The sequence below is a fragment of the Zunongwangia sp. SCSIO 43204 genome, assembly GCF_019904275.1.
Lineage (GTDB): Bacteria > Bacteroidota > Bacteroidia > Flavobacteriales > Flavobacteriaceae > Zunongwangia > Zunongwangia mangrovi.
In genome coordinates, this window is record NZ_CP063204.1 from 3182415 (window position 1) to 3199170 (window position 16756).

Sequence of the window (16756 nt, forward strand, 5' to 3'; positions counted from 1 at the left end):
TTGAAAAAGTACAGAATAGTTTCAATTGGTTTAAAGAGCGATTGGAAAGATGGATTGTGAACCGCCCAGTACGAGAACCGTACGCTGGGTGGTGTGAGAGGCGCACTCCGTCAATTTCTGGCGGAGCCGTCTACTCGATTGGCAACTGGCTTTTTATTCCGTTTACCATATTTTCCACCATTTATTTTTTTCGACTTTCAGATTTTCGTCATTCAGTTTTTTTATCGGAACTGGTTTTTGTTCTAATTCTTTTCCTCTTTTAAAAACCATTGTATTTAAGTCGAGTTCATAATCTGTTTTGTCATATTGTTCTACGCTTTCACTATTATTCCAATCATAAAGTTGACCTTTTAGGATACCATTTTCAATTCGATTGTTTCTTAATCCGTCCCAATTTAAAGTTTGAATGTATTTTATTTCATTAGGATGTTTAATAACTGCTATCGAATTGGAGCTTAAAATTAAAATTAGGTCATTATTATATTTTAATTTTTCCGAAACATAATCTATTTCGTTGATTGGGTTTATTGTTTCAATATCAACAATGTAATTAGTATTTAATTCATTGATTGTAGATATTAAAAAATATCGGTTATCTTTTAAATTGATAATTTCAATCTCTTTTTCGATTTCTCCGTGAAATCCGTAAACCCATTTTTCTCCGTTGTTTTTTTGAATTCTATTGGAATGCAATATTCGGATAAACAACCATTAATAGCTAAATATCCATCCATATACGCAGGTGGATATTTTAAAATTTTATATGGATTTTGATTTTCAGTCACGGTTTTTTCAGCTTGTTGCCAACGGTTACGGTTATCGCAAGTTGCGGGAGTAGGGACGCGGACTTGTCGGCTTAACCATTTTTGTTTCCTTGGTTTTTAAAATTACATTTTTTTCTACAATACCCGTTATTTGCGATGAACCGATGTTGGGCAAAGTTTGATATGTTCGAAATTTCATAAAAATTACTAATCAAGGAAATATGCAACTTTTTGTAAAATTTATACCAGTTTTTTGATTCAGCGCCTGTGTACATTTGTATTTCAAAGGAAATAAATATGAAGTACAAAACAATTTGCATTATTATGGGATTTCTTTCCCTTTGTTTACAACCCATAAGTGCTCAAAAAAGCAAAAACATAGATATGAAAATAAACAAAAATTTTATTAGAGGTATTGATCATATAGGTATAACGGTTCCAGATATTGAAGCTGCAACTAAATTTTTTCAAAAGGCCTTTCAAGCTGAAACATTATATGATGTTCAACCGAAAAATCAAGAACCAATGATGGGTTCGGAAGTTGAAAATCAATTGGGATTACCAAAGGGAAGTAAAGTTATACATATGAGACTTCTTCAAATTGGCGAATCTATAACTATTGAATTATTTAGGATTGAAAATGCTGCTCAGGACGATGCCGCTTCATTAAATGATTATGGTCTACAACATTTAGCAATTTATGTTGACGATATGGAAGAAACTGTTAGGCTATTTACAGCCGCTGGAGGAGAATTGCTGTCTAAACCTCATAGTTTATCAAACATTGAAAATCAGCCAGGTAATGCCGGAGTCTATGGAAAAGCACCTTGGGGAACTTTAATTGAGTTGATTACATATCCAGGAGGTTTGAAAGATAAATCTATCACTAGATGGACTCCAAAACCCCAACGGAATTTCACGAAGACTGGCGCTCAACAGATGGTGAAAATGACCATGTTATTAAAAAGGAAACCGGAAATAAGTCACGACGAATTTGTTAAACATCATATAAAAAAGCATGGTCCACTTTTTCAACAAATACCCGAAGCTCAAAGTCATGTAATACGCTATATTCAAACACATCCTATAAAGGAGAAAACAGAGGCTGTTGAAACTAATTCGTATGACGGAACAGCCGAAATTTGGTTTGATAGTCTTGATGGTTTAAAAACTGTTCTCACATCAGACTTTTATAAAGACAGAGTATTTCCAGACGAAAAAACATTTCTAGATCACGAAAATACCTTAATAACAATTGGATATCAAGATGGACTTGCAACAAAAAACTGGACAAATAGTTGAATGACTACGCTGCTAGTTTAAGGTTATACATGTCTAATTCAAATTCTCTTATAGTTCTATTTCCTAAAAAGGAATGTCTTCTTCTATTATTATACCAAGTTTCTATCCATCCAAAGATGGATAACTCCGCTTCAGATCTCAACTTATAATTGTGCCTATAAACCCATTCTACCTTTAATGATTTAAAGAACGATTCAGCAATGGCATTATCCCAGCAATTACCTTTTCTGCTCATAGATTGGTTTACTAAGCCATTGTAACTTTTAATTAATGAGGTAAACTTATGGCTGGCATATTGTATACCTCGGTCGGAATGAAAAATTAAAGACTGGGTTAAAGTAGTTTTCTTTATAGCCATATGCCAAGCCTTAATAATAGTGTCTTCTGTACTTAGATTATCGCTTAGAGCCCATCCAACAACTTTGCGGTTAAACAAATCAATAATGACAGTAAGGTATAACCAGCCCTGTTTGGTTTTGATATAGGTTATATCGCTTACCCAAACTTGATCCTGTCGGCTTACTTCAAAGTTTTGGTTTAATAAATTAGGAGCTATGGGGTAATTATGTTGACTATATGTGGTTGCTTTAAACTTACGTTTTCGTTTTGCAAACAAATAATTAGCACTCATAATACGTGCAACTCTAGGCTTTGATATTTTATAGCCTAATGTCTCTAGTTCTGTTTTTATTCTAGGTGAACCATAGCTTTGAAAGCTATCTTTAAATATAGATTTAATAAGCCCAGTTACCTTTTGATTTTCTAACCATAATTTACTTGGTCCCGATTGTAACCAATGGTAATAGCCACTTTTGCTTACTTTCAATATTTTACACATCGTCTCGACAGGAAATCTCATAAGGTGTTGTTTTATAAACCTGTATTTTTCTTGTCGCTCGCGGAGAAGATGCTGATGGCCTTTTTTAAGATGTCTCGTTCTAACTCGGCTTCTTTTAATGCCTTTTTTAATCGGGCTATCTCTTTTTCTTCATCGGTCATTTTAGGATTACCACGGCCAGGGAAACTGTTGTTACCGTAATCTTTTAACTCTCTACGCCAACGGTAAAGTACAGATGGAAATATATCCAAGTCTTCACATACTTGTTTTACATTGCCTTTAGCATAACTTAACTCGACTGCTTTTTGTTTAAATTCTAAGGTGTAATGTTTAGATTTTCTTCTCATAATTGCTAAGGTAATAACTAGCAAAAATATTCTCTCAACTTAGTGTCCGGTCTAATGTAGTAATTCCAAGATGTAATTATAGGAGGTGATTTTGAGACAATTGAAAATAGATCAATAGATATATCAGAGAGAGAAAGCAAGATCACGGCAATTACGACTTTAGAATATAGTGAGGAAAATTCTGAAGATAAGATTTTAGAAGCATTGAAGCAACTAAAGTCGCATGTATTAATGGAAAAAGGTTGTCTTTCTATCTCACTTTCACAAGTAGATAGTAAATTCATCATTTATGAAACGTTTAAATCTAGGAAAGATTTAGAGACTCATAAATCTCAATCTTACGCAAAAACTTTTGGGGAAAAACTCAGTAACATGAATATTAATAGTAAAGTTCAAATCCTAAACTCTATTAACTAAGTTAAATTTCACTTATTAATCACCCTTTATCATTCTGAGGGTGATTTTTTTTATATTTGGACTTGCAACAAAAAACTGGACAAATAGTTGAATGACTACGCTGCTAGTTTAAGGTTATACATGTCTAATTCAAATTCTCTTATAGTTCTATTTCCTAAAAAGGAATGTCTTCTTCTATTATTATACCAAGTTTCTATCCATCCAAAGATGGATAACTCCGCTTCAGATCTCAACTTATAATTGTGCCTATAAACCCATTCTACCTTTAATGATTTAAAGAACGATTCAGCAATGGCATTATCCCAGCAATTACCTTTTCTGCTCATAGATTGGTTTACTAAGCCATTGTAACTTTTAATTAATGAGGTAAACTTATGGCTGGCATATTGTATACCTCGGTCGGAATGAAAAATTAAAGACTGGGTTAAAGTAGTTTTCTTTATAGCCATATGCCAAGCCTTAATAATAGTGTCTTCTGTACTTAGATTATCGCTTAGAGCCCATCCAACAACTTTGCGGTTAAACAAATCAATAATGACAGTAAGGTATAACCAGCCCTGTTTGGTTTTGATATAGGTTATATCGCTTACCCAAACTTGATCCTGTCGGCTTACTTCAAAGTTTTGGTTTAATAAATTAGGAGCTATGGGGTAATTATGTTGACTATATGTGGTTGCTTTAAACTTACGTTTTCGTTTTGCAAACAAATAATTAGCACTCATAATACGTGCAACTCTAGGCTTTGATATTTTATAGCCTAATGTCTCTAGTTCTGTTTTTATTCTAGGTGAACCATAGCTTTGAAAGCTATCTTTAAATATAGATTTAATAAGCCCAGTTACCTTTTGATTTTCTAACCATAATTTACTTGGTCCCGATTGTAACCAATGGTAATAGCCACTTTTGCTTACTTTCAATATTTTACACATCGTCTCGACAGGAAATCTCATAAGGTGTTGTTTTATAAACCTGTATTTTTCTTGTCGCTCGCGGAGAAGATGCTGATGGCCTTTTTTAAGATGTCTCGTTCTAACTCGGCTTCTTTTAATGCCTTTTTTAATCGGGCTATCTCTTTTTCTTCATCGGTCATTTTAGGATTACCACGGCCAGGGAAACTGTTGTTACCGTAATCTTTTAACTCTCTACGCCAACGGTAAAGTACAGATGGAAATATATCCAAGTCTTCACATACTTGTTTTACATTGCCTTTAGCATAACTTAACTCGACTGCTTTTTGTTTAAATTCTAAGGTGTAATGTTTAGATTTTCTTCTCATAATTGCTAAGGTAATAACTAGCAAAAATATTCTCTCAACTTAGTGTCCGGTCTAATGTAGTAATTCCATATTGGGATGGAGACATTCTGGTATAATTCTTAAAGAACTTACTGAAATGACTGGCATCTGCAAAATTGAATTCTAAAGAAATTTCTTTAATACTCTTTCGGTTAGCAATAAGACGTTTTTTAATTAACTCTATCCTATATCTATTCACATATTGGCTTAAGTTCATACCAAAATTTCTTTTAAACCAAATACTAAAATAGTTTGTAGATATGTTGAATTCACCACTTAAGTGATCTGCTCTTATTTTTTTTGGAAAGTAAATATTTTCATGAAGGAAGGAAATGAGGGAATCTTTATCTAATTCTTGATTTTGAATGGCATTGGTTTCGTTTTTCATTGTCTCTTGAATAATGCCAAAAACAGCAAGAATATGTGTGTATATTATTGATGAGGACATGATATTCGAAGGAGATTTCAAATTATAGTTTGCAATATTCTCCATGATATTTTTCATCAAAATCTTTTGAGTATCACTCAATTCTATTTTCGTTTCCTTTAAAAATTTCATCTTCATAAATTCTACTGGAGAAATTTTTATTAGACCAGAATTTTTATACTGAGTGCCATCTTGGAAATAGTTTTCAGTGAATTTAATAAAGATGAAATGTGTATATTCCATAATATCGAAATAGTGCTCATCGTTAGGAGATAGAACAAATACATCACCTGGAAAATACTTATTTTTAATACTGTTTACGAAATGTTCTCCACGTCCGCTGAATATATAAATAAGCTCATAATAAGTATGACTGTGTGAAGGAAGATGAAAGTTTCTTCTGCATAATCATGAATAACAAGAGATTGGAATTGTTTAAGCTTAATCAAATCTTATTTGGTATTTAAAAATTCTATGGTACAATTTCATTCTAGTGTAAATCATAATAATAACTTATTACAAAATATTCAAAATTGTTTAAAACATAGCGGCGCATTCAAGGTTCTAACGCAACAACTGTTGCTATTTTTGGTTTCGTACAATTTAGTATAAATCTTAAAATTTATGCGGCATTTTGTTTAAAAATCTCATTGGGAGTTTTATAGTTAATGATTTTTCGAGGTCTGTTGTTGAGTTTATCCTGAACATGCTTAAGTTGTTTAGCTGTAACTTTATTAAAATCAGTTCGTTTAGGGAAGTATCTTCTGATAAGTCCATTGGTATTTTCGTTGGTACCTCTTTGCCATGAAGCATATGGATCTGCAAAATAAACTTTGATCCCTGTTTTTTGGTAAAGTCTTTATGCTTAGCCATTTCATTCCCGTTATCGTAGGTCATTGTTTTAATTAAATGTTGATTAAAGCCCTGTAATACTTTAGCAAACTGCTTTGTTACTGTTGCTGATTTTCTGTCTTTTAGCTTTATGATACATACGAATCTTGATTTTCTTTCAACGATAGTTCCTATGGCACTTTTTTGTCCTTTACCGATAACTAGATCACCTTCCCAATGTCCTATCTCTAGTCTATTTTCAATGTGTTTAGGTCGGTCTTTGATGTTAATGACATCTTTTATTTTCGAACCTCTTTTGGTCTTTGCATGAGCTCTTCTGCGTTGTGATTTTTGATAGGGTAGTAGTTTGATTAGCTTTTTGTTTAAACTGGCCTGTCTATGTCTATAAATATGCATATAGATAGCTTCATAAGAAATGGACATCACCGGATCGTTTGGGTATTTATCTTTGAGTCTGCCAGCAATCTGATCTGGGGACCAACCTTGTAATAATCCTTTATAAACAAAGAACTTAAGTTTTATATGGGTATTGATTTTATCAAGGTTTCTTTTGTTGAGATAGTCGTCTTTCGCTAACCAATTGGCTAATGTCGCATCGTATTTATCATCTTTATTAACGACAAGCTTATTGATTTCTCTGGATATGGTAGATCTGGCTCTGTTGAGCTTTTTGGCGATAAAGGCTTTCGTTTTATCTTCATCGATCAGTGTCTGGATAATAACTCTTTCTTTGAAGGATAATCGTTTGTATTTTTTGGTCTTCATTTGAACAAATCTAAGGATATGATTTGTTGCGTTGAGTTATTGAATCCGGGAATGTTCATGTATTATACTGAAATAGGTTGACCATTTTTGATTCAATTTTCGACAGATTAAATGGTCAATAGTTCTAAATTTTGTTTATTCCTTTTGTAGGAATGATATTCTATATTTCTATTCAAATGAACAAAGTTAGGGGTGTTCAACTTGAGGCTAAAATGCGGTCTTTTGTTGTTGTAAATCTCAACAGCTCTTTTGACCATCTTCTTCGCTAAGTTAGTATTTTTTATAGTTCGTTTTAAATCATATTCATATTTAAGCGTTCTGTTGATTCTCTCAGCCACGGCGTTCTCGTATGGATCGTACTTCTCGGTCATACTCATTACTATTCCATGATCCTCAGCAAAGCCTGTATATAGCGGGTTGCAGTACTGAATTCCACGATCTGAGTGGTGGATGAGTTTCTGATTTTTGTATTTTCTGTTTTTAATGGCCATTCTAAGGGCATCGACGCAAATTGATGTCTTCATATGACTTGCTAATTTATAACCCATAATTTGCTTAGAATAGGCATCTGTAACCAATGCCAGGTAGCTGTGTCCGTTCTGCGTTTTGATATAGGTAATATCGCTTACCCAAAGTTGTTCCGGCCTGGTTGGAACTTTGTCTTTTACGAGGTTCTTGTATTTAAAGAATCGATGTTTTGAATCGGTTGTGATATGGAACCGCTTTAATTTAGGCACGAGCAGGTTATTCATCCGCATTACACGATAGAATTTATCTCTTCCTATTTTAATACCGAGTCGGTTCATATCATTCTTTAATTCTTTATAGAGTTTAATCCCACCGGTACGCATTCCATACTTATTTCGGTACTCTTTTATAAGCCGAATGATCAGCTGTTGCTGAACTTGTCTGGTCTTGTGAGATCTTAATCGTTTGTAAAAAGCTTGTTTAGAAATCCCAAAACATTGGATCAACCATTTTCTTTTGAACGGTTTAGTTTCTTTTTTTCGATCTCGTCTGCTAATGTTTTGGGCAATGACTTTTTTGCCATATCAACACCTGTAATAAGTTCCATGTCAGCAATAATGTCTTGTTGGAAGTCTTTGACAAATTCCAGTTCCTCTATTTTTTCTTTGAGTTTTTTGATTTCATCTTTCTTGCTCATCCCTTGTTTCTTTTGTTCTAAAGTACTGTATTTTTTCAACCAGTAATAGATGGAAGCTCTGGAAACTTGATATTTATCGGAAGCATGATTGATAGAGATCTGTGCATTTTGAATCTGATCAATGATCAGGAGCTTGAGATCGTAACCTACTTTTTTGTAGGAATTTTTTTGACAGTGTTGATTTTGTTCTTTCATTAGGTATAGTACTAAAAGGTTTAATTTTTAGTCAACCTATTTCAGGAAAGTAGGCGCATTCAAGGTTCTAACGCAACAACTGTTGCTATTTTTGGTTTCGTACAATTTAGTATAAATCTTAAAATTTATGCGGCATTTTGTTTAAAAATCTCATTGGGAGTTTTATAGTTAATGATTTTTCGAGGTCTGTTGTTGAGTTTATCCTGAACATGCTTAAGTTGTTTAGCTGTAACTTTATTAAAATCAGTTCGTTTAGGGAAGTATCTTCTGATAAGTCCATTGGTATTTTCGTTGGTACCTCTTTGCCATGAAGCATATGGATCTGCAAAATAAACTTTGATCCCTGTTTTTTTGGTAAAGTCTTTATGCTTAGCCATTTCATTCCCGTTATCGTAGGTCATTGTTTTAATTAAATGTTGATTAAAGCCCTGTAATACTTTAGCAAACTGCTTTGTTACTGTTGCTGATTTTCTGTCTTTTAGCTTTATGATACATACGAATCTTGATTTTCTTTCAACGATAGTTCCTATGGCACTTTTTTGTCCTTTACCGATAACTAGATCACCTTCCCAATGTCCTATCTCTAGTCTATTTTCAATGTGTTTAGGTCGGTCTTTGATGTTAATGACATCTTTTATTTTCGAACCTCTTTTGGTCTTTGCATGAGCTCTTCTGCGTTGTGATTTTTGATAGGGTAGTAGTTTGATTAGCTTTTTGTTTAAACTGGCCTGTCTATGTCTATAAATATGCATATAGATAGCTTCATAAGAAATGGACATCACCGGATCGTTTGGGTATTTATCTTTGAGTCTGCCAGCAATCTGATCTGGGGACCAACCTTGTAATAATCCTTTATAAACAAAGAACTTAAGTTTTATATGGGTATTGATTTTATCAAGGTTTCTTTTGTTGAGATAGTCGTCTTTCGCTAACCAATTGGCTAATGTCGCATCGTATTTATCATCTTTATTAACGACAAGCTTATTGATTTCTCTGGATATGGTAGATCTGGCTCTGTTGAGCTTTTTGGCGATAAAGGCTTTCGTTTTATCTTCATCGATCAGTGTCTGGATAATAACTCTTTCTTTGAAGGATAATCGTTTGTATTTTTTGGTCTTCATTTGAACAAATCTAAGGATATGATTTGTTGCGTTGAGTTATTGAATCCGGGAATGTTCATGTATTATACTGAAATAGGTTGACCATTTTTGATTCAATTTTCGACAGATTAAATGGTCAATAGTTCTAAATTTTGTTTATTCCTTTTGTAGGAATGATATTCTATATTTCTATTCAAATGAACAAAGTTAGGGGTGTTCAACTTGAGGCTAAAATGCGGTCTTTTGTTGTTGTAAATCTCAACAGCTCTTTTGACCATCTTCTTCGCTAAGTTAGTATTTTTTATAGTTCGTTTTAAATCATATTCATATTTAAGCGTTCTGTTGATTCTCTCAGCCACGGCGTTCTCGTATGGATCGTACTTCTCGGTCATACTCATTACTATTCCATGATCCTCAGCAAAGCCTGTATATAGCGGGTTGCAGTACTGAATTCCACGATCTGAGTGGTGGATGAGTTTCTGATTTTTGTATTTTCTGTTTTTAATGGCCATTCTAAGGGCATCGACGCAAATTGATGTCTTCATATGACTTGCTAATTTATAACCCATAATTTGCTTAGAATAGGCATCTGTATCCAATGCCAGGTAGCTGTGTCCGTTCTGCGTTTTGATATAGGTAATATCGCTTACCCAAAGTTGTTCCGGCCTGGTTGGAACTTTGTCTTTTACGAGGTTCTTGTATTTAAAGAATCGATGTTTTGAATCGGTTGTGATATGGAACCGCTTTAATTTAGGCACGAGCAGGTTATTCATCCGCATTACACGATAGAATTTATCTCTTCCTATTTTAATACCGAGTCGGTTCATATCATTCTTTAATTCTTTATAGAGTTTAATCCCACCGGTACGCATTCCATACTTATTTCGGTACTCTTTTATAAGCCGAATGATCAGCTGTTGCTGAACTTGTCTGGTCTTGTGAGATCTTAATCGTTTGTAAAAAGCTTGTTTAGAAATCCCAAAACATTGGATCAACCATTTTCTTTTGAACGGTTTAGTTTCTTTTTTTCGATCTCGTCTGCTAATGTTTTGGGCAATGACTTTTTTGCCATATCAACACCTGTAATAAGTTCCATGTCAGCAATAATGTCTTGTTGGAAGTCTTTGACAAATTCCAGTTCCTCTATTTTTTCTTTGAGTTTTTTGATTTCATCTTTCTTGCTCATCCCTTGTTTCTTTTGTTCTAAAGTACTGTATTTTTTCAACCAGTAATAGATGGAAGCTCTGGAAACTTGATATTTATCGGAAGCATGATTGATAGAGATCTGTGCATTTTGAATCTGATCAATGATCAGGAGCTTGAGATCGTAACCTACTTTTTTGTAGGAATTTTTTTGACAGTGTTGATTTTGTTCTTTCATTAGGTATAGTACTAAAAGGTTTAATTTTTAGTCAACCTATTTCAGGAAAGTAGGCGCATTCAAGGTTCTAACGCAACAACTGTTGCTATTTTTGGTTTCGTACAATTTAGTATAAATCTTAAAATTTATGCGGCATTTTGTTTAAAAATCTCATTGGGAGTTTTATAGTTAATGATTTTTCGAGGTCTGTTGTTGAGTTTATCCTGAACATGCTTAAGTTGTTTAGCTGTAACTTTATTAAAATCAGTTCGTTTAGGGAAGTATCTTCTGATAAGTCCATTGGTATTTTCGTTGGTACCTCTTTGCCATGAAGCATATGGATCTGCAAAATAAACTTTGATCCCTGTTTTTTTGGTAAAGTCTTTATGCTTAGCCATTTCATTCCCGTTATCGTAGGTCATTGTTTTAATTAAATGTTGATTAAAGCCCTGTAATACTTTAGCAAACTGCTTTGTTACTGTTGCTGATTTTCTGTCTTTTAGCTTTATGATACATACGAATCTTGATTTTCTTTCAACGATAGTTCCTATGGCACTTTTTTGTCCTTTACCGATAACTAGATCACCTTCCCAATGTCCTATCTCTAGTCTATTTTCAATGTGTTTAGGTCGGTCTTTGATGTTAATGACATCTTTTATTTTCGAACCTCTTTTGGTCTTTGCATGAGCTCTTCTGCGTTGTGATTTTTGATAGGGTAGTAGTTTGATTAGCTTTTTGTTTAAACTGGCCTGTCTATGTCTATAAATATGCATATAGATAGCTTCATAAGAAATGGACATCACCGGATCGTTTGGGTATTTATCTTTGAGTCTGCCAGCAATCTGATCTGGGGACCAACCTTGTAATAATCCTTTATAAACAAAGAACTTAAGTTTTATATGGGTATTGATTTTATCAAGGTTTCTTTTGTTGAGATAGTCGTCTTTCGCTAACCAATTGGCTAATGTCGCATCGTATTTATCATCTTTATTAACGACAAGCTTATTGATTTCTCTGGATATGGTAGATCTGGCTCTGTTGAGCTTTTTGGCGATAAAGGCTTTCGTTTTATCTTCATCGATCAGTGTCTGGATAATAACTCTTTCTTTGAAGGATAATCGTTTGTATTTTTTGGTCTTCATTTGAACAAATCTAAGGATATGATTTGTTGCGTTGAGTTATTGAATCCGGGGTACGTCAATGAAGTTTGCCGCTAACGGTCTTGTATAACAATCAGTTGCGGATTGTTTAAAAACTAAGATAGCTAAAATTACCGACTTTTATGCTTGTGCGGTTGTGTCCGCAGGACACAAAGCCGCAATTGTTGTTATACATTGTTAGCACACGTTTTTTATTCAGCTTCGTATTTTGGATTTCGAATATCACTTCTATGAACCTTCTGCACGTTTTTTATCAAATCTCTTTCACAAGCTCCAAATTCCGCAAAGTTCTTTTTTGCTTGGTTTAATGAAACTCGATTTGCGCCACCTTTATAGTTCGGGTCATTTTTTTGAATTGGGTCATCTTCCCAAAAGCAAATTGTACAAATCTGATAAGTTCCATTTGGTTTTTCATTCAGCGTATTGTAACCACAACAATCGCAGTAAAATCTGCCATTTGCTTGAGCTCTTTGAAATTGCACAATTTCAATCAATTCTTTGTCAGAGTATTTTTTCAAAAAGTCAACTATTTTGTTTTCAGAGTACTCTTTAGAGAAGAAAAGTCGATAACTTTCGTAATTGGTTTTAGCTAATTCAGGATTTATTTCTTGAAAAAATTCGTAGTCTATTTCACACTCTTCACGCAAATAATCTTCGATAATGTCTTTTAATTCCCACGTATCAACATCAAGAACAGTTTGGTTATCTATTCTGTGAAGTTTAATATGTGGTCTTTCAATTTTCACGATTTTTCTCAAATGTGTGCTAACGGTTTCGAGTATGGACAGTTGCGGGTTGGTTAGCCAGATTGTGTCCGCTTAAAATAAATATAGCTAAAAACATCGAATATCGATTAAGTAATTAGCCGCAATTGACCATACGCGTTGTGTGTGCCCAGCATGGGCATCTTTATCATATCGAAGATATGATATTAATCTAGAGGGTGCAAGTCCCTTATGGGCAGGGGTGACGCCTTGAACCATTAGTAAGCTGCAAGCTTGTCTGTCGCGAGACAGGAAGTGAAGGAAGCAGGACTACAAACCCTGGTACTGACGAACAGGAACCGGATATGAGGCTACAAGGTTGGATGAGCAAGCACATCATTGTGATGTCCTAAACATTTCTTTGGAAATGAATACCGAAGTAGTAGATCCGGCAGGAATCAGGGGAAAGAAGATGTTCTTACCTGGGGAGGTCTCCATAGCCACGGGATGGTTTGGTGGAGAAGTCAGCCGAGGTAATAGTACTCACAGGAAACGAGGTGTAGCAAAACTGCATAGGTCTCACAAGTGAGGAAGGACTGAACGCAATCCTTTTGGAAATTACATTGGGAGCATTGATTTTCGCTAACTGGGTGACCGATTCCCAAGAAAATCTGTAGCCTTTTGAAAAAGTACAGAATAGTTTCAATTGGTTTAAAGAGCGATTGGAAAGATGGATTGTGAACCGCCCAGTACGAGAACCGTACGCTGGGTGGTGTGAGAGGCGCACTCCGTCAATTTCTGGCGGAGCCGTCTACTCGATTGGCAACTGGCTTTTTATTCCGTTTACCATATTTTCCACCATTTATTTTTTTCGACTTTCAGATTTTCGTCATTCAGTTTTTTTATCGGAACTGGTTTTTGTTCTAATTCTTTTCCTCTTTTAAAAACCATTGTATTTAAGTCGAGTTCATAATCTGTTTTGTCATATTGTTCTACGCTTTCACTATTATTCCAATCATAAAGTTGACCTTTTAGGATACCATTTTCAATTCGATTGTTTCTTAATCCGTCCCAATTTAAAGTTTGAATGTATTTTATTTCATTAGGATGTTTAATAACTGCTATCGAATTGGAGCTTAAAATTAAAATTAGGTCATTATTATATTTTAATTTTTCCGAAACATAATCTATTTCGTTGATTGGGTTTATTGTTTCAATATCAACAATGTAATTAGTATTTAATTCATTGATTGTAGATATTAAAAAATATCGGTTATCTTTTAAATTGATAATTTCAATCTCTTTTTCGATTTCTCCGTGAAATCCGTAAACCCATTTTTCTCCGTTGTTTTTTGTGAATTCTATTGGAATGCAATATTCGGATAAACAACCATTAATAGCTAAATATCCATCCATATACGCAGGTGGATATTTTAAAATTTTATATGGATTTTGATTTTCAGTCACGGTTTTTTCAGCTTGTTGCCAACGGTTACGGTTATCGCAAGTTGCGGGAGTAGGGACGCGGACTTGTCGGCTTAACCATTTTTGTTTCCTTGGTTTTTAAAATTACATTTTTTTCTACAATACCCGTTATTTGCGATGAACCGATGTTGGGCAAAGTTTGATATGTTCGAAATTTCATAAAAATTACTAATCAAGGAAATATGCAACTTTTTGTAAAATTTATACCAGTTTTTTGATTCAGCGCCTGTGTACATTTGTATTTCAAAGGAAATAAATATGAAGTACAAAACAATTTGCATTATTATGGGATTTCTTTCCCTTTGTTTACAACCCATAAGTGCTCAAAAAAGCAAAAACATAGATATGAAAATAAACAAAAATTTTATTAGAGGTATTGATCATATAGGTATAACGGTTCCAGATATTGAAGCTGCAACTAAATTTTTTCAAAAGGCCTTTCAAGCTGAAACATTATATGATGTTCAACCGAAAAATCAAGAACCAATGATGGGTTCGGAAGTTGAAAATCAATTGGGATTACCAAAGGGAAGTAAAGTTATACATATGAGACTTCTTCAAATTGGCGAATCTATAACTATTGAATTATTTAGGATTGAAAATGCTGCTCAGGACGATGCCGCTTCATTAAATGATTATGGTCTACAACATTTAGCAATTTATGTTGACGATATGGAAGAAACTGTTAGGCTATTTACAGCCGCTGGAGGAGAATTGCTGTCTAAACCTCATAGTTTATCAAACATTGAAAATCAGCCAGGTAATGCCGGAGTCTATGGAAAAGCACCTTGGGGAACTTTAATTGAGTTGATTACATATCCAGGAGGTTTGAAAGATAAATCTATCACTAGATGGACTCCAAAACCCCAACGGAATTTCACGAAGACTGGCGCTCAACAGATGGTGAAAATGACCATGTTATTAAAAAGGAAACCGGAAATAAGTCACGACGAATTTGTTAAACATCATATAAAAAAGCATGGTCCACTTTTTCAACAAATACCCGAAGCTCAAAGTCATGTAATACGCTATATTCAAACACATCCTATAAAGGAGAAAACAGAGGCTGTTGAAACTAATTCGTATGACGGAACAGCCGAAATTTGGTTTGATAGTCTTGATGGTTTAAAAACTGTTCTCACATCAGACTTTTATAAAGACAGAGTATTTCCAGACGAAAAAACATTTCTAGATCACGAAAATACCTTAATAACAATTGGATATCAAGATGGACTTGCAACAAAAAAACTGGACAAATAGTTGAATGACTACGCTGCTAGTTTAAGGTTATACATGTCTAATTCAAATTCTCTTATAGTTCTATTTCCTAAAAAGGAATGTCTTCTTCTATTATTATACCAAGTTTCTATCCATCCAAAGATGGATAACTCCGCTTCAGATCTCAACTTATAATTGTGCCTATAAACCCATTCTACCTTTAATGATTTAAAGAACGATTCAGCAATGGCATTATCCCAGCAATTACCTTTTCTGCTCATAGATTGGTTTACTAAGCCATTGTAACTTTTAATTAATGAGGTAAACTTATGGCTGGCATATTGTATACCTCGGTCGGAATGAAAAATTAAAGACTGGGTTAAAGTAGTTTTCTTTATAGCCATATGCCAAGCCTTAATAATAGTGTCTTCTGTACTTAGATTATCGCTTAGAGCCCATCCAACAACTTTGCGGTTAAACAAATCAATAATGACAGTAAGGTATAACCAGCCCTGTTTGGTTTTGATATAGGTTATATCGCTTACCCAAACTTGATCCTGTCGGCTTACTTCAAAGTTTTGGTTTAATAAATTAGGAGCTATGGGGTAATTATGTTGACTATATGTGGTTGCTTTAAACTTACGTTTTCGTTTTGCAAACAAATAATTAGCACTCATAATACGTGCAACTCTAGGCTTTGATATTTTATAGCCTAATGTCTCTAGTTCTGTTTTTATTCTAGGTGAACCATAGCTTTGAAAGCTATCTTTAAATATAGATTTAATAAGCCCAGTTACCTTTTGATTTTCTAACCATAATTTACTTGGTCCCGATTGTAACCAATGGTAATAGCCACTTTTGCTTACTTTCAATATTTTACACATCGTCTCGACAGGAAATCTCATAAGGTGTTGTTTTATAAACCTGTATTTTTCTTGTCGCTCGCGGAGAAGATGCTGATGGCCTTTTTTAAGATGTCTCGTTCTAACTCGGCTTCTTTTAATGCCTTTTTTAATCGGGCTATCTCTTTTTCTTCATCGGTCATTTTAGGATTACCACGGCCAGGGAAACTGTTGTTACCGTAATCTTTTAACTCTCTACGCCAACGGTAAAGTACAGATGGAAATATATCCAAGTCTTCACATACTTGTTTTACATTGCCTTTAGCATAACTTAACTCGACTGCTTTTTGTTTAAATTCTAAGGTGTAATGTTTAGATTTTCTTCTCATAATTGCTAAGGTAATAACTAGCAAAAATATTCTCTCAACTTAGTGTCCGGTCTAATGTAGTAATTCCAAGATGTAATTATAGGAGGTGATTTTGAGACAATTGAAAATAGATCAATAGATATATCAGAGAGA

Annotated in this window: 16 protein-coding genes and 2 pseudogenes; 3 read left to right on the top strand and 15 right to left on the bottom strand. The window is 34.0% G+C overall.

Annotated elements, in window-relative coordinates; genetic code table 11:
• Positions 1 to 162 precede the first annotated feature (162 nt).
• Positions 163 to 693, bottom strand: coding sequence for a hypothetical protein (locus INR75_RS14110; protein ID WP_223089281.1), 531 nt, complete (start codon positions 691 to 693; stop codon positions 163 to 165).
• A gap of 368 nt (positions 694 to 1061) precedes the next feature.
• Between INR75_RS14110 and INR75_RS14115 the strand changes: the two genes are divergently transcribed.
• Positions 1062 to 2066 (top strand): EthD family reductase, encoded by a 1005-nt coding sequence (locus INR75_RS14115; RefSeq protein ID WP_223089282.1) that lies wholly within the window; start codon positions 1062 to 1064, stop codon positions 2064 to 2066.
• 4 nt (positions 2067 to 2070) lie between these two features.
• On the opposite strand, the gene INR75_RS14120 is transcribed toward INR75_RS14115, so the two are convergent.
• Positions 2071 to 3275, bottom strand: a protein-coding gene (locus INR75_RS14120; protein ID WP_086026153.1) for an IS3 family transposase whose coding sequence is annotated in 2 segments (ribosomal slippage) — positions 2071 to 2996 and positions 2996 to 3275 — 1206 coding nt in all. Because the reading frame shifts where the segments join, the coding sequence is not laid out codon by codon here.
• Between the two features lie 126 nt (positions 3276 to 3401).
• Here INR75_RS14120 and INR75_RS20635 point away from each other — a divergent pair.
• Complete coding sequence (locus INR75_RS20635; RefSeq protein WP_370629909.1) at positions 3402 to 3668, top strand: putative quinol monooxygenase; 267 nt, start codon at positions 3402 to 3404, stop codon at positions 3666 to 3668.
• Positions 3669 to 3763: 95 nt separating this feature from the next.
• Here the strand turns inward: INR75_RS20635 and INR75_RS14130 are convergent.
• The 12 genes and pseudogenes from INR75_RS14130 to INR75_RS14185 all read right to left on the bottom strand — a co-directional run bounded on the left by INR75_RS14130 (position 3764) and on the right by INR75_RS14185 (position 14106).
• Positions 3764 to 4968 (bottom strand): IS3 family transposase gene (locus tag INR75_RS14130; RefSeq protein WP_086026153.1). Its coding sequence is split into 2 segments (ribosomal slippage): positions 3764 to 4689 and positions 4689 to 4968, totalling 1206 coding nucleotides; the frame shifts between segments, so codons are not numbered across the junction.
• Between the two features lie 10 nt (positions 4969 to 4978).
• The gene (locus INR75_RS14135) at positions 4979 to 5521 is read right to left on the bottom strand and encodes an AraC family transcriptional regulator (protein WP_223089283.1); all 543 of its coding nucleotides are present in this window, start codon (positions 5519 to 5521) and stop codon (positions 4979 to 4981) included.
• A gap of 129 nt (positions 5522 to 5650) precedes the next feature.
• Positions 5651 to 5776 (bottom strand): annotated as a pseudogene (locus INR75_RS20640) (AraC family transcriptional regulator); the annotation flags it as partial.
• Between the two features lie 235 nt (positions 5777 to 6011).
• Positions 6012 to 7006: pseudogene (locus INR75_RS14145) on the bottom strand (IS30 family transposase).
• 107 nt (positions 7007 to 7113) lie between these two features.
• On the bottom strand, positions 7114 to 7980 hold the full coding sequence (locus INR75_RS14150; RefSeq protein ID WP_223089279.1) for an IS3 family transposase: 867 nt from the start codon (positions 7978 to 7980) through the stop codon (positions 7114 to 7116).
• A complete protein-coding gene (locus INR75_RS14155; RefSeq protein WP_223089280.1) occupies positions 7977 to 8366 on the bottom strand; it encodes an IS630 transposase-related protein in 390 nt (129 codons plus the stop codon). The genes INR75_RS14150 and INR75_RS14155 overlap by 4 nt, the downstream gene beginning before the upstream one ends.
• 125 nt (positions 8367 to 8491) lie before the next feature.
• Positions 8492 to 9487, bottom strand: coding sequence for an IS30 family transposase (locus INR75_RS14160; RefSeq protein ID WP_223089155.1), 996 nt, complete (start codon positions 9485 to 9487; stop codon positions 8492 to 8494).
• Between the two features lie 107 nt (positions 9488 to 9594).
• A complete protein-coding gene (locus tag INR75_RS14165; RefSeq protein ID WP_223089285.1) occupies positions 9595 to 10461 on the bottom strand; it encodes an IS3 family transposase in 867 nt (288 codons plus the stop codon).
• Positions 10458 to 10847, bottom strand: a complete 390-nt coding sequence (locus INR75_RS14170) for an IS630 transposase-related protein (RefSeq protein ID WP_223089280.1) — start codon at positions 10845 to 10847, stop codon at positions 10458 to 10460. The genes INR75_RS14165 and INR75_RS14170 overlap by 4 nt, the downstream gene beginning before the upstream one ends.
• 125 nt (positions 10848 to 10972) lie before the next feature.
• Positions 10973 to 11968, bottom strand: a complete 996-nt coding sequence (locus INR75_RS14175; RefSeq protein WP_223089155.1) for an IS30 family transposase — start codon at positions 11966 to 11968, stop codon at positions 10973 to 10975.
• 209 nt (positions 11969 to 12177) lie between these two features.
• Positions 12178 to 12744: a CPCC family cysteine-rich protein gene (locus INR75_RS20510; RefSeq protein WP_255584556.1), complete on the bottom strand. Its 567-nt coding sequence runs from the start codon at positions 12742 to 12744 to the stop codon at positions 12178 to 12180.
• Positions 12745 to 13533: 789 nt separating this feature from the next.
• Positions 13534 to 14106 carry a hypothetical protein gene (locus INR75_RS14185; RefSeq protein ID WP_223089286.1) on the bottom strand — a complete coding sequence of 191 codons (573 nt, stop codon included), beginning with the start codon at positions 14104 to 14106 and terminating at the stop codon, positions 13534 to 13536.
• A gap of 327 nt (positions 14107 to 14433) precedes the next feature.
• Between INR75_RS14185 and INR75_RS14190 the strand changes: the two genes are divergently transcribed.
• Positions 14434 to 15435 (top strand): EthD family reductase, encoded by a 1002-nt coding sequence (locus INR75_RS14190; protein ID WP_223089287.1) that lies wholly within the window; start codon positions 14434 to 14436, stop codon positions 15433 to 15435.
• A gap of 8 nt (positions 15436 to 15443) precedes the next feature.
• Here INR75_RS14190 and INR75_RS14195 read toward each other — a convergent pair.
• Positions 15444 to 16648 (bottom strand): IS3 family transposase gene (locus INR75_RS14195; protein WP_086026153.1). Its coding sequence is split into 2 segments (ribosomal slippage): positions 15444 to 16369 and positions 16369 to 16648, totalling 1206 coding nucleotides; the frame shifts between segments, so codons are not numbered across the junction.
• Positions 16649 to 16756: the final 108 nt, after the last annotated feature.

What these genes read in the sequence shown, in the direction of transcription:
- INR75_RS14115 (WP_223089282.1), top strand. Translation starts at nt 1,062, where the DNA reads ATGAAGTACAAAACAATTTGCATTATTATGGGATTTCTTTCCCTTTGT.
- INR75_RS14135 (WP_223089283.1), bottom strand. Translation starts at nt 5,521, where the DNA reads ATGAAATTTTTAAAGGAAACGAAAATAGAATTGAGTGATACTCAAAAG.
- INR75_RS14155 (WP_223089280.1), bottom strand. Translation starts at nt 8,366, where the DNA reads ATGAAAGAACAAAATCAACACTGTCAAAAAAATTCCTACAAAAAAGTA.
- INR75_RS14160 (WP_223089155.1), bottom strand. Translation starts at nt 9,487, where the DNA reads ATGAAGACCAAAAAATACAAACGATTATCCTTCAAAGAAAGAGTTATT.
- INR75_RS14170 (WP_223089280.1), bottom strand. Translation starts at nt 10,847, where the DNA reads ATGAAAGAACAAAATCAACACTGTCAAAAAAATTCCTACAAAAAAGTA.
- INR75_RS14175 (WP_223089155.1), bottom strand. Translation starts at nt 11,968, where the DNA reads ATGAAGACCAAAAAATACAAACGATTATCCTTCAAAGAAAGAGTTATT.
- INR75_RS14185 (WP_223089286.1), bottom strand. Translation starts at nt 14,106, where the DNA reads ATGGATGGATATTTAGCTATTAATGGTTGTTTATCCGAATATTGCATT.
- INR75_RS14190 (WP_223089287.1), top strand. Translation starts at nt 14,434, where the DNA reads ATGAAGTACAAAACAATTTGCATTATTATGGGATTTCTTTCCCTTTGT.